Annotated in this window: 12 protein-coding genes; 5 read left to right on the forward strand and 7 right to left on the reverse strand. The window is 73.4% G+C overall.

All coding sequences use genetic code 11. The features are described from left to right. Positions 1-94: 94 nt before the first annotated feature. Together ACZ6YG_RS12355 and ACZ6YG_RS12360 are read left to right on the forward strand one after the other, a co-directional pair. Positions 95-1,054, forward strand: coding sequence for a Ppx/GppA phosphatase family protein (locus ACZ6YG_RS12355; RefSeq protein ID WP_148032015.1), 960 nt, complete (start codon positions 95-97; stop codon positions 1,052-1,054). Positions 1,055-1,134: 80 nt separating this feature from the next. Further along, positions 1,135-1,308, forward strand: a complete 174-nt coding sequence (locus ACZ6YG_RS12360) for a hypothetical protein (RefSeq protein WP_187281195.1) — start codon at positions 1,135-1,137, stop codon at positions 1,306-1,308. A 5-nt stretch (positions 1,309-1,313) separates the two neighbouring features. Here ACZ6YG_RS12360 and ACZ6YG_RS12365 read toward each other — a convergent pair whose 3' ends face one another. Continuing rightward, positions 1,314-1,745, reverse strand: coding sequence for an ATP-binding protein (locus tag ACZ6YG_RS12365; RefSeq protein ID WP_148032014.1), 432 nt, complete (start codon positions 1,743-1,745; stop codon positions 1,314-1,316). 72 nt (positions 1,746-1,817) lie between these two features. Then, positions 1,818-2,138 carry an STAS domain-containing protein gene (locus tag ACZ6YG_RS12370; protein ID WP_219544364.1) on the reverse strand — a complete coding sequence of 107 codons (321 nt, stop codon included), beginning with the start codon at positions 2,136-2,138 and terminating at the stop codon, positions 1,818-1,820. A 65-nt stretch (positions 2,139-2,203) separates the two neighbouring features. Between ACZ6YG_RS12370 and ACZ6YG_RS12375 the strand changes: the two genes are divergently transcribed. Further along, the gene (locus ACZ6YG_RS12375; protein ID WP_466018011.1) at positions 2,204-3,157 is read left to right on the forward strand and encodes a GNAT family N-acetyltransferase; all 954 of its coding nucleotides are present in this window, start codon (positions 2,204-2,206) and stop codon (positions 3,155-3,157) included. Here ACZ6YG_RS12375 and ACZ6YG_RS12380 read toward each other — a convergent pair. The 5 genes from ACZ6YG_RS12380 to ACZ6YG_RS12400 all read right to left on the reverse strand — a co-directional run bounded on the left by ACZ6YG_RS12380 (position 3,154) and on the right by ACZ6YG_RS12400 (position 9,198). Next, positions 3,154-4,449 carry an AAA family ATPase gene (locus ACZ6YG_RS12380; RefSeq protein WP_466018012.1) on the reverse strand — a complete coding sequence of 432 codons (1,296 nt, stop codon included), beginning with the start codon at positions 4,447-4,449 and terminating at the stop codon, positions 3,154-3,156. The genes ACZ6YG_RS12375 and ACZ6YG_RS12380 overlap by 4 nt on opposite strands. After that, positions 4,446-5,873, reverse strand: a complete 1,428-nt coding sequence (locus ACZ6YG_RS12385; protein WP_271277443.1) for a hypothetical protein — start codon at positions 5,871-5,873, stop codon at positions 4,446-4,448. Before ACZ6YG_RS12385 ends, ACZ6YG_RS12380 begins: the two co-directional genes overlap by 4 nt. Continuing rightward, positions 5,870-6,967: a hypothetical protein gene (locus ACZ6YG_RS12390; RefSeq protein ID WP_148032011.1), complete on the reverse strand. Its 1,098-nt coding sequence runs from the start codon at positions 6,965-6,967 to the stop codon at positions 5,870-5,872. The genes ACZ6YG_RS12385 and ACZ6YG_RS12390 overlap by 4 nt, the downstream gene beginning before the upstream one ends. Then, positions 6,964-7,749, reverse strand: a complete 786-nt coding sequence (locus tag ACZ6YG_RS12395; protein WP_466018013.1) for a hypothetical protein — start codon at positions 7,747-7,749, stop codon at positions 6,964-6,966. Before ACZ6YG_RS12395 ends, ACZ6YG_RS12390 begins: the two co-directional genes overlap by 4 nt. Before the next feature lie 105 nt (positions 7,750-7,854). Continuing rightward, on the reverse strand, positions 7,855-9,198 hold the full coding sequence (locus ACZ6YG_RS12400) for an MFS transporter (RefSeq protein WP_219544367.1): 1,344 nt from the start codon (positions 9,196-9,198) through the stop codon (positions 7,855-7,857). 195 nt (positions 9,199-9,393) lie between these two features. Between ACZ6YG_RS12400 and ACZ6YG_RS12405 the strand changes: the two genes are divergently transcribed. Beyond that, complete coding sequence (locus ACZ6YG_RS12405; RefSeq protein ID WP_466018014.1) at positions 9,394-10,236, forward strand: shikimate dehydrogenase; 843 nt, start codon at positions 9,394-9,396, stop codon at positions 10,234-10,236. Positions 10,237-10,248: 12 nt separating this feature from the next. Further along, positions 10,249-12,012 (forward strand): bifunctional sugar phosphate isomerase/epimerase/4-hydroxyphenylpyruvate dioxygenase family protein, encoded by a 1,764-nt coding sequence (locus ACZ6YG_RS12410; protein ID WP_466018015.1) that lies wholly within the window; start codon positions 10,249-10,251, stop codon positions 12,010-12,012. Position 12,013 lies beyond the last annotated feature (1 nt).

Raw genomic sequence — 12,013 nt, forward strand, 5'->3', positions numbered from 1 at the left:
GAAGGGTAGTCGCCCCGGCATGCCCACGATCACGCGGTCGTCGCCCCCCGGCCTCCGCTTCGCGGGCGAAGCGCCTGCCTGTAGCGTCATCGCCATGCGACTCGGCGTGCTGGACATCGGCTCGAACACCGTCCATTTACTCGTCGTGGACGCCCACCGCGGCGGCCGTCCCATTCCGGCGTTCTCCCACAAGGAGGAGCTGCGCCTCAGCGAGCATCTCGGCCCGGACGACAAGCTGTCCGCCGAGGGCGTGGACCGGCTGCGCGCGTTCGTCGAGCAGGCCGTGGTCATCGCCGAGGACAAGGGCGTGGAGGAGTTGCTGGCCTTCGCCACCTCCGCCGTGCGCGAGGCCGCCAACGGCGAGCGGGTGCTGGAGAAGGTCCAGCGGCACACCGGCGTGCTCATCGACGTGCTGTCGGGCCGCGACGAGGCGAGGCTGACGTTCCTGGCGGTGCGCCGCTGGTTCGGCTGGTCGTCCGGGCGGCTGCTGGCCTTCGACATCGGCGGCGGCTCCCTGGAGATCGCGGCCGGGGTCGACGAGGAGCCCGACGTCGCGGTGTCGCTGCCGTTCGGCGCCGGGCGGCTGACCCGCGACTGGTTCACCGCCGACCCGCCGTCCGCCGACGAGGTGCGCCGGCTGCGCCGACACGTGCGCGCCGAGATCGCCCGCACCGTCGGCTCCGTCGTCCGCTACGGCGGGGCCGACCGGGCGGTGGCCACCTCCAAGACCTTCAAGCAGCTGGCCAGGATCGCCGGGGCGGCACCGTCCAGCGACGGCGTCCACGTGCCGCGCTCGCTGTCGCGCCAGGACACCGCCGACTGGGCCGCCAAGCTGACCGCCATGACGGCCGCCGAGCGGGCCGAGCTGTCCGGCGTGTCGGCGGGGCGGGCGGCCCAGCTCGCGGCGGGCGCGATCGTGGCCGACGCGGTGATGGACCTGTTCGAGGTGGAGCGGCTGGAGATCTGCCCGTGGGCGCTGCGCGAGGGCGTCATCCTGCGCCGGCTGGACGCGCTGCCGGGACGGCTGGAGGCGCCCGACGGAGCCACCGAGTAAGAGGGATATATCGCCACATAACAGGCAACTGACCGCGATGAAACTGCAGAGAACGAGCACCGGCGGGCAACTCTGACGGGGTGTGGACGTTGCTCGGCGCGATCGGCTCGCTGCTGGTCGCCCTCTCCCTGTCGTTCCTCGCGGTGCTGGGCATCGCGGTGGCCGTGCTCATCTGGCTGGCGCTGATGGCCTCGATGAGCGGGATCGTCCTGACACACGGCGGCTCCGCCCGGCGGAGCGGCCGTGAGCCATGACGTCCTCACGTCCGGATGAAGTGCGGCCCCGCCGCGCCCGGTGAGTAGCGCAGCCGCTTCTCCAGGCACACCACCGCGCCGTTCTCCCGCTTGTTGGTGAAGCGGACGTCGTCGGCCAGCGCCCGCATGATCTGCAGCCCCCGCCCGTTCTCGGACCCGGGCGTCGCGTCCCTGACCGATGCCGGATCGAAACCATGGCCGGTGTCGACCACCCGGATCACGCACAGATCGTCGTAGACCATGGCGCTCACCGTGTACTCGTCGCTCGGCGCGGCATGCTTGACCACGTTGGAGCACGCCTCCGTCAACATGAGCTCGATGTCGTCCCGGATCTCCGGCTCCACACCCAGCGAGTTCAGCGTGCCGTCGAGCATCTGCCGGATGAGCGGCACGCTCGCCGCGTCCCTGGGCAGCCGCAGCGCCATCGTGGTCTCCACCGGCGCCTCCCTTCCGTGTCGAGAATGCCTCTGCCCATGATCCGGCGAAGCATTCGTTACGGAAGGAGACGCTCAGCCCGGCGGCAGGCCGAACAGGCGGTCGAGCGCGGTCATCCGCATCAGGTTGCGCAGATAGGGCGTGACGGCGACCACCCGCAGCACCGCGTCCTCGGCGGCCACCCGCTGGTAGAGGCGGACCAGGGCCGCCAGCCCCGACGAGTCGATGAACCCCAGCCCCGACAGGTCGACGTCCACCCGCTCGAATCCGTCACCCAGCCGGACCGACGACAGCTCGTCCGCGGTGTCGAAATCGAGGTCACCGCGGACCGCGAGCTGGACCGTTGTCTTGTCGGACGAGTCGATCTCGATCTGCAGCGGGGTCTTGTCGGGCACCCTCACAGCGTAACCACCACGAAAATACGGCGCGCGGCGAGGGGCACAACCATGACAATCACCCCATGCATCACTTCAGCCGACCGGGTGCCGGAGACGCCCCGGCCATCCACGAGCTCAGCGCCGCCTGCGACACCGAAGTGCTCGGACGGCCCGACCTCACCCTCGACGACATCGCGGGCGAGCTCGCCGAGCCCGGCTTCGACCTCGACAGCGACGCCTGGCTCGCGCACGGCCCGGACGGCCGCCTCGACGGCTGGGCGTGGGCGCGCCGCCAGGGCGCGAGCGAGATCGTCGACGCCGACGTGATCGTCCGCCCCGGCGTGGCCGGTCTCGCCGAGCGGCTCTGGCCGCTCGTGCTGGAGCGCGCGGGCGCGCTCGCCCGCGAGGCGGGCCACCCCGCCGCCGTCACCGACGTCGGCGTCTACCGGGCCGACCGGGCCAAGCAGGCGCTCGTCGCCGGGTACGGGTTCGCGGCCGCCACCAGCTTCCACCGCATGCGCGTCGACTTCGACGGCCCCGTCGAACCACCTGAGCCGCCGCCCGGCGTCACCCTGCACGGCGGCCAGAACGAGCAGGTCCGCCGCGAGGCCCACGAGGTGTACCAGGAGGGCTTCGCGGACCACTTCGGCCACGCCTACGTCGACTACGACCGCTGGTACGCCCGCAGGCAGGCGATCCCCACCACCGACTGGAGCCAGCTCACCCTGGCCAGGGTGGACGGCCGCGCGGCCGCGATGGTGCTCGGCAACAACCAGTTCGCCGCCGACGAGGGCTGCGGCTACGTCGACACGCTCGCCGTGCGGCCCGAGTTCCGCGGCCGGGGCCTGGGCCGCCTGCTGCTGCGCACCGCCATCGCCGCCGACGCCGCTCGCGGCCGCGAGGGCACGATCCTGCACGTCGACACCAACAACACCACCCCCGCGCTGGGCCTGTACGAGTCGGAGGGGATGCGCCCGGTCCTCGTCATCGACATCTGGCGGCGGACCGTCGAACCCGGCACCGTCGAAGCCGGTTAGACCCGGTGGGCCGCCAGGTGGTCCAGCACCGCCTGGTTGGCCTCCCACCCGTCGGGGAACTTCACCGGCACCCCGAGCTGCACCGGCTCCGCCGACGGATGCGCGTCGAGCAGCTCGGCGATGCCCGCCCTGGCCACCACCACGCACGCGTGCCGGTGCCGCGAGGCCAGCACGCACAGCCGCCCCGACTCCAGGTGGAAGGCGGTCGCGTCGCGCCGCCCCGACAGCGGGTGCAGCACGATCGTCACGTCGTACTCGCGGCCCTGCAGCCGGTTGGCGGTGTCGACGGTGATCTCCGGCGGCAGCCCGGCGTTCCTGATCGCCGCCACCTGGTCGCGGTGGGCCGCGCCGACCGCGATCCGGTCGGCCTTCACCGGCCGCTCGCCCTGCTCCGAACTCGCCACCGCGCCGCGCTGCATCAGCCGTGCCGCCAGCAGCGCCACCGCCTCCACCGCTTCGGCGTCGGTGCGCACGGTGTGCCGGTTCGGCAGCTCCAGCAGCGCCCACCCGGAGCGGGCCGCCTCCTCCAGCGCCCGGTCGTGCACCGTGCCCATGCCGCCGGTGACCAGCTCCAGCCGCCGGTCGCCCGGCCCGGTGCCCGACCGGAACCCGGTGAACGGGTAGAACGCCCGCGACACCACCGGCGCCGCCGACGAGGGCAGCCGCCACGACACCGGCAGCCGGTGCACCGGCAGGTCGGGGTTGTGCCGCAGCAGCACCGACACGGCGCTCTGCAGCGGATCCCACGACAGCCCCGACCACCGGTCGCCGTCCACGATGGAGAACGGGTCGAGCTGCCCGGGGTCGCCCACGAACAACGCCCGCTCGAACAGCCCGGCGATGCGCAGCAGCTTGTCGGAGCGCATCTGGTAGGCCTCGTCCACGATGGCCCACGGCCACGTCCGGCCGCTGATCCAGGCCCACTTGTCGGCGGTGGCGATGACGATGTCCGGATCGCCGAGGTCCTGGACGCGGGTGCCGAAGGTCACCCCTGGCAGCTCCAGCATCCGCTTGCGCGGCACGTAGCCGCCCGCCGACAGCCGGCCCACCGTGAGCCGCGGATGCTTCTCGCAGATCCGCGTCACCAGGTCGTCCACCTGCTCGTTCGTCTGGGCGACGATCATCAGCGGCTCGCCGGTGGCGGCCAGGTGCGCCGCCGCCCGCACCACGAGCGTGGACTTGCCCGCGCCGGGCGGCGAGTCGACCACCACGCCCCGGTGGCCCGGCAGGTCGGCCAGCACCCGCCGGATGACCTCCTCAGGCGTGGGCTCGAGCGTGGGCTCAGGGATCACGACCACTCCTCCCGGGCGTCCTCGTCGGCCGGCTCGTACGGGCGCGGCGGGCCGCCGTGGGTCCACGGCGTCGCCTCCGGCTCCGGCAGCGCCGCCGCGCCCTGGAACTCGTCGGTCAGCGAGCTGTAGCAGACCCGCTCGCCGATCTCCGGCACCGCGCCGGGCGCCGGGGTCTTGCCCCGCCCCATGCCCTTGGTGATCTTCAAGGTGACCAGGCCGTCGCCCGCCGACACCAGCTCGGCCCCCTGCCCGCGCCGTTCCGGCGTGCCCAGCGAGGTGCCGGGCGGGATCCGTACGGGATCGTCGGTCTTGACCGTCACCAGCGGGCGCAGCTTGCGCGAGCGGCCCTCGCCCTCGGTGTTGCCGGGCACCGTGTCGACGACCTCGCCCGCGAACGCCTCGCCCGTGAGCCGGTACTCGGCCATCACCAGCGGGTCGTCGTAGGCGCGCTGCACCTCGTAGGCGGCCTGGGCGCGTTCCATCCGCGAGAGCCGGGCCGCCGCGGCCACCGCGCCGTCGCGGCGGGCCTGCGGCGGCGCCCCCTCCGCGAGCTGCGCGGTCATGCCGCTGAACGAGCCTCGGTCGTGCTCCCACCGCTGCGCCACGCTCGCGCCCGGCTCCAGGCCGCGCAGCAGCTCGACGGCCCGCCACACCAGCCGCCACGTCGGCTCCAGCTGGGTGCGCAGCGCCTCGGTGATCCGCTCGGCCGATCCGCTCTCCATCGCCGGCGCCAGCACCTCCGCGTCGAACCCCGGATCGGTGGCCGGGCCGGCCGGCGGCCAGATCAGCGGGTCCTCGGCCGCGTCGTCGGGCCCGTCGGTGATCCAGGCGAGCAGCGCCGCCAGGTTGGCGTCCTCCAGCGCGCTCTGCCCGCTCGCCCAGTGGCGGGCCAGCTCGTCGGTCGCGGCCAGCATGAGCGACGAGCCGGGGTACGCGGCGCGCTCGGCGAAGTACGTCAGCCACCGGCCGAGCAGCGGCACCCCCTCCGGCACCGGGAACGGCCCGTCGGTGCGCCGGAACCGGGTGGAGCGGCCGAGCAGCCGGGTGAAGGCCACCCCGGCCCGGTTCGGCACGATCAGCTGCGGCGCGTCCAGCGCCCGCTCGTACGGGTCGGCGCCGCGCCGCTCCACCGTCTCGGTCTCGGCCGTGAAGCCCGCCACGTACGGCAGCAGCACCCCGGCCAGGTCGGCCGTCCAGGCGAAGCGCAGGTCGCGGTTGCGCGGCTGGGCCACCGCCAGCAGCCGCGGCTCGGCGGGGTCGGTGCCCAGCATGGCGGCCAGCGGCGCCGCCGCCTCACCCGACAGCTTCAGCGGGATGAACACCATCGGCCGCGCCGACAGGTGGCAGTGGCGGACGGTCGCGATCGGCTGCGCGACGCCCTCGTCGATCGCCCGCAGCCGGGCGAGCGAGGTGAGCAGGCTCACGCCAGGCACTCCCGCCGCAGCCGCTCGGCGCCGCGCAGCAGCCGGGCGATCTCCTCCTGGCCCTGCGCGGGCGCGCGCGAGCCGTCGGCCAGCGCCAGCGCCTCCCGCACCGACGCCACCCCGCCGAGCTCGTCGCGGACGGCGCGGCCCAGCAGATCGGACGCGCCCTCCTGGCGGGCCTCGTCGCGGCAGAAGAAGCACAGGTCGCACGTGGACAGGCAGTCGGGCGCGTAGCGGGCCTCCGCCCTGCGGACCGCGTCGGCCAGCTCCGCGACCGGCCTGGCCGGCCGCCCGTCGGCGTCCGGCGCCAGGTCGAACGTCACGTCCTCGGGCAGCGCGTCCAGCAGCCGGTCCAGGCTCGTCATCCGGGAGAGCTGGCGGCGCAGCACCGCGAGCTGGCGGCGCACGTCGACCAGCGTCGCCACCGGACGGTTGGCGAAGTTCTCCGGGCAGACCAGCACCACGTCGTCGGCCACCCGGAGCGGGTCGTGGCCCAGCTCCTCCAGCAGCGTCCGCAGCGCCAGCACGTACACCGCCGCCTGCCGCGCGGCCGCCGCCACCGCGGCCGGGTCGGCCTGCCCGTCGACCACCGCGAACGACTTGATCTCCACGATGTGGAACCGGCCGCCGAGCTGGAACGCGACCACGTCGGGCTCCAGATAGGCGGTGTGGCCGGCGATGCCCAGCGTGAACAGCGGGTGGTCGTAGACGGTGCCCACGCCCTCGCCCCTGGCCGCGCGGTCGATCAGCGCGCGGGTGTGGGTGTGGCGCAGGTGGGCGCCGACGTTCTCCACGTCGTGGTAGGCCACCTCGTCGATCGGCAGGCCGAGCAGCTCGCGCAGCATCCGGATCAGCTCCGCGCACCCGTCGGCCTTCACCAGCGCCTCGAACGCGTTGCCCCGGGTGATCGCGAACGGCGACTGGCCGAACGGGGCGGGGAACCCCAGGTGGCGGGCGACGGCGTCCTTGTCGATCCCGGCGCCGTCCATGAGCGCCCGCCGCGTGCAGCCGGGGTTGGCCGCCAGCGCGGCGATCGCCCTGGCGTCGTGCGGCTTCGGCGGTGTGGTGCCGCGCAGCGCGTCGAGCCGGTTCATCGGCCGCCTCCCATAGCCATGACTGATCTTGGAACAGTGGTCAGCGTAGTGGCCCCGAACAGCCGGGCCACGTCATCGAGCTGGGTGTCGGCGCGTCCCGCCAGCTCCGCGCGGTCGCCGGCGTCGCGCCCGGCGTGCACGGCCAGCTCCCGCCGCGCCGCCTCGGCCACCCGCACCGGGTCGGGCGGCACCTCGTCCCCGGCGCCAGGGATGTTGCGCGCCATCCTGGATAACAGCCGGTCGCCGTCGGGCGAGCGCCGCCCCGCGGTGTGCTCGGCGATCCGGATCGCGCAGGTGAGGAAGTCGACGCGGGGGCTGAGCGGGCCCACCACCCGGCGCTCCACCGGCCACGTGCTGACGGTGAGGTAGCCGCGGGCGGGGGAGAGCCGGTCGGTCAGCGCCGCGCACAGGTAGTAGGGCCGCCCGAACGGCGACGAGCGGAACGAGCGCTCCTCGTCCCTGCGCAGGCTGGTGAGCTGGGAGCTGCGGATCGTGCCGGCCAGGAACGCGCCGCTCACCGCCACCACCAGCCGGGCCTGCGCGGGCGCGCCCAGCAGCTCCAGCGCCTGGTGCACCTGCTCGCGCACGGTCACCAGCCGCGGCCCCTGTGTCTTCCCGGCGGGCTTCTCGCCGCTCACCAGGGAGTCCCACGCCTTCTCGGCGGTGCGGAGCTCGGCCCGCAGCGCCCTGGCCGCCGAGCCGTCCCTGGCCCGCATGGCCCTGCGCACACCGGCCCTGAGCTCGTCGATGCGCCGTTCGAGCTCGTCCAGCCGGTCACTCATGGCGCGAGGGTATCAGGGGTTCCAGTAATTACCAGTATTTCGGTGCGTGTCCCGCAGATGCGTACGCGGCCGCACCCGGGAAGGGCGCGGCCGCGTACGGAAGGGTCAGGCGGAGGTGGTGACGCGGTCGGCGGGCGGGAGGCCGAGCTGGTCCGTGGGGACCTTGTGGGTCTCGCGCGCCGTGGCCACCGCCACCGCGCTGATCGCGCAGAGGATGGCGGTGAAGATGCCGACGCCGACCCAGCCCTGCAGGCCGAGCCAGCCTCCGGGGGAGACGATGCCGGCCGCCGAGGCGACGGCGAAGCCGGCGACGGCGAAACCGATCTGGGTGCCGATGGCCATGCCCGACAGCCGCACCTTGGTGGTGAACATCTCCCCGTAGAGCGAGGGCCAGATGCCGTTGGAGGCGCTGTAGACGACGCCGAGGGTGAGGATGCCGACCAGGAAGATCATCGGGTAGCTGCCGGAGTTGATCGCCGCCAGGTAGGCGAAGATCATGATCGGGCTGCCGACGGCTCCGATGAGGAACACGGGCTTGCGCCCGATCCGGTCCGACAGCATGGCCCACAGCGGGATGGCCAGCAGCGCGGCGGTGTTGGCCACGGTGCTCACCCAGAGCATGGTGGCCCGGTCCAGGCCGACGTTCTCGACGGCGTAGTTGAGCGCCCACACGGTGAAGATGGTGCTGACCGTCGCGATCAGCGCCGCGCACACCACCCGCACCACGCTCGCCCAGTGGTCGCGGAAGAGCAGCGACAGCGGCATCCGCGGCACCGTGCCCTGGGCCACCTCGCGCTCGAACGCCGGCGTCTCCTCCAGCTTGCGCCGGATCACCCAGCCGACCACGGCCACGATCACGCTCATCCAGAACGGCACCCGCCAGCCCCAGGACAGCAGCTGCTCCTCGGGCATGGCCGCCACCGGGATGAACACGACGGTGGCCAGGATCTGCCCGAACTGGGTGCCGTTGAGCGTGAAGCTGGTGTAGTAGCCGCGCCGGTGCTCGGGGGCGTGTTCCAGGGTCATGGAGTTGGCGCTGGCCTGCTCCCCGGCGGCCGACAGGCCCTGCATGATGCGCAGCACGACCAGCAGCACCGGAGCGAGGTCGCCGATCTGGTCGCGGCTCGGCAGACAGCCGATGAGGAACGTCGACACGCCCATGAGCACGAGCGTGAACACCATGATGCGCTTGCGGCCGAACCTGTCGCCGACGTGACCGAGGATGAACGCGCCCACGGGCCGGGCGGCGTAGGCGACGCCGAAGCTGGCCAGCGACTGGAGGGTCGCCGTGGTGGGATCGGACTCGTCGAAGAACACCTTGGAGAAGATGAGGGCGGCGGCGCTGCCGTAGATGAAGAAGTCGTAGTACTCCAGCGCGCTGCCTATCCAGGCCGCGACGGCCGCTTTGCGCGGCGTGCCCTGGCGGGCGCCGGGGGGTTGGTCGGTCACGATGGCTCCCTGTTGGTGCGGCGTCGTCAGTGTGGACCGTGCCCCCGTCCGGGCCCCGCACTTGTTACGAACTAGATAGTTAATTGCTCGCCATGCTCCTGTGACCGCGATCTCATGTCAAGGGTCTCTTCACGGGACGGCTCCGGAGATGTTATGACTAACTCACTAGTTCGTACATAAATCATGAGGGTGAGCATGACCTCCTACCTGATCGGGCTCATCGGCTCCGGCATCGGACCGTCACTCAGCCCCGCCCTGCACGAGCGGGAGGCGGTCCGGCTCGGCATCCCGTACGTCTACCGCCTGATCGAGACGGCCGACGCCGCCGAGGTGGGGGAGCTGGTCCGCGCCGCGCGGCGGTTCGGCTTCGACGGGCTGAACATCACCCATCCCTGCAAGCGCGCCGTGCTCCCGCACCTGGACGAGCTGTCGGCGGACGCGGCCACGCTCGGCGCGGTCAACACGGTGGTGTTCGACGGCGAGCGCGCCGTCGGGCACAACACCGACTGGACCGGCTTCGCCGAGTCGTTCGCCCGCGACCTGCCCGGCGCGCCCACCCGCCGGGTGACGCAGCTCGGCGCGGGCGGCGCCGGGGCGGCGGTCGCGCACGCGCTGCTCACGCTGGGCGCGGGCGAGCTGACGGTGGTGGACGCCGAGCCCGGCCGGGCGCGGGCGCTGGCGGGGGAGCTGGCCACGCGGTTCGGGGCGGACCGGGCGCGCCCGGCCGCCCCGGACGACCTGCCGGACCTGCTGCCGGACGCCGACGGGCTGGTGCACGCCACCCCCACCGGCATGGCGGGGCACCCCGGCCTGCCGCTGCCCGCCGCCCTGCTCCGCCCGGACCTGTGGGTGGCCGACATCGTCTACCGGCCGCTGGAGACCGAGCTGCTGCGCCAGGCCCGAGCCCTGGGCTGCCGCACCCTCGACGGCGGCGGCATGGTCGTCTTCCAGGCGGCCCACGCCTTCCACCTGTTCACGGGCAGGAAACCGGACGCGGAGCGGATGCTCGCCCACCTGACCGAACTCGTCACCGCCTGACAGGAGGACGCCATGCGCAAGTCCATCGCGACCGTGTCGGTGAGCGGCACGCTGACCGAGAAGCTGGAGGCGATCGCCGCGGCCGGCTTCGACGGGGTGGAGGTGTTCGAGAACGACCTCGTCGCTTGCCCGCTGCCGCCCGAGGAGATCCGCCTGCGGGCGGACGACCTGGGGCTGGGCATCGACATGTACCAGCCGCTGCGCGACTTCGAGGCGGTGCCCGACGACGTGCTCAAGGGCAACCTGCGCCGCGCCGAGTACACGTTCGAGCTGATGAACCGGCTCGGCGCGGACACGCTGCTGGTCTGCTCGAACGTCTCCCCGGACGCCCTGCCCGACGACGAGCTGGCCGCCGCCCAGCTCCGCCTGCTCGGCGAGCGGGCGGCCGGGCACGGCATCCGGGTCGCCTACGAGGCGCTCGCCTGGGGACGGCACGTCAGCGAGTATCTGCACGCCTGGCGGATCGTGCGGACGGCCGACCATCCCGCGCTCGGCGTCTGCCTGGACAGCTTCCACATCCTGTCGCGCGGCTCCGACCCCATCGGCATCGAGGCGATCCCGGGGGAGAAGGTGTTCTTCCTGCAGCTCGCCGACGCGCCCCGGCTGGCCATGGACGTGCTGCAGTGGAGCCGCCACTACCGCTGCTTCCCCGGCCAGGGCGGCTTCGACGTGACGGGCCTGGTACGGCACGTGCTGGCCACCGGGTACGCGGGACCGCTGTCGCTGGAGGTGTTCAACGACGTCTTCCGGCAGTCCGACGCCCGCCGGACCGCGCTGGACGCGATGCGGTCGCTGATCGCGCTGGAGGAGGCGCTGACGCCGGACGGGGTGCCGCCGGTGGTGCCGTCCGGGTTCGCCTTCGCCGAGCTGGCCACCGAGGGCTCCGCCGAGCTCTCCGGGATCCTGTCGGCCCTCGGCTTCGCCCGTACCGGCACGCATCGGACGAAACCGGTCGAGCTCTGGGAGCAGGGCGGCGCCCGCGTCCTCCTCAACGCGGCCCCAGCGGAATCGGCCGACGAGGAGCCGGCGCTGGTGGCGATCGGGCTGGAGACGCCCGACCCGGCCGCTTCGGTGAAACGGGCCGGGAAACTGCTCGCGCCGGTGCTGCCGCGCGAGCGCGCGCCCCGCGACGCGCCGCTGGACGCCATCGCCGCCCCCGACGGGACCGCGCTGTTCTTCTGCCGCACCGGCCACGCCGACCACCCCGACTGGACGGCCGACTTCCCCCGTACGGAGCCCGTACCGGAAGGGGACGTGACCGGGATCGACCACGTCGCGCTCACCCAGCCCTGGCAGCACTTCGACGAGGCGTCGCTGTTCTACCGCGGCGTGCTCGGGCTGCGCCCCCAGGAGAGCCTGGAGGTCGCCGACCCGTACGGCCTGCTGCGCAGCCGCGCCATGGCCGGCGGCGGCACCCGCCTGGTCGTCAACATCGCCAGGACGGTCGCCCGCCAGGCGTCCCGGCAGCACGTCGCGTTCGCCGTCCGCGACCTGCGGGCGCTCGCCCGGCGGCTGCGCGCCGGCCATCCCGGCCTGCTGCTGCCCATCCCGGCCAACTACTACGACAACCTGGAGGCCCGGTACGGGACGGACCCGGAGATCAGGGAGCTGGGGCTGCTGTACGACAGGGACGAGGAGGGCGAGTTCCTGCACCTGTACACGGTGACGGCGGGCCGGGTGTTCTTCGAGCTGGTGCAGCGGATCGGCGGCTACGACGGGTACGGCGCCGCCAACGCGGCCGTCCGGCTGGCCGTGCAGCACGCCGAGCGGTCATAGG

Source organism: Nonomuraea sp. NPDC054003, assembly GCF_055585125.1.

Bases quoted from the DNA above. Each gene is read 5' to 3' on its own strand.
- ACZ6YG_RS12395 (WP_466018013.1), bottom strand. From the start codon at position 7,749: ATGAGTGACCGGCTGGACGAGCTCGAACGGCGCATCGACGAGCTCAGG.
- ACZ6YG_RS12390 (WP_148032011.1), bottom strand. From the start codon at position 6,967: ATGAACCGGCTCGACGCGCTGCGCGGCACCACACCGCCGAAGCCGCAC.
- ACZ6YG_RS12355 (WP_148032015.1), top strand. From the start codon at position 95: ATGCGACTCGGCGTGCTGGACATCGGCTCGAACACCGTCCATTTACTC.
- ACZ6YG_RS12410 (WP_466018015.1), top strand. From the start codon at position 10,249: ATGCGCAAGTCCATCGCGACCGTGTCGGTGAGCGGCACGCTGACCGAG.
- ACZ6YG_RS12375 (WP_466018011.1), top strand. From the start codon at position 2,204: ATGCATCACTTCAGCCGACCGGGTGCCGGAGACGCCCCGGCCATCCAC.
- ACZ6YG_RS12405 (WP_466018014.1), top strand. From the start codon at position 9,394: ATGACCTCCTACCTGATCGGGCTCATCGGCTCCGGCATCGGACCGTCA.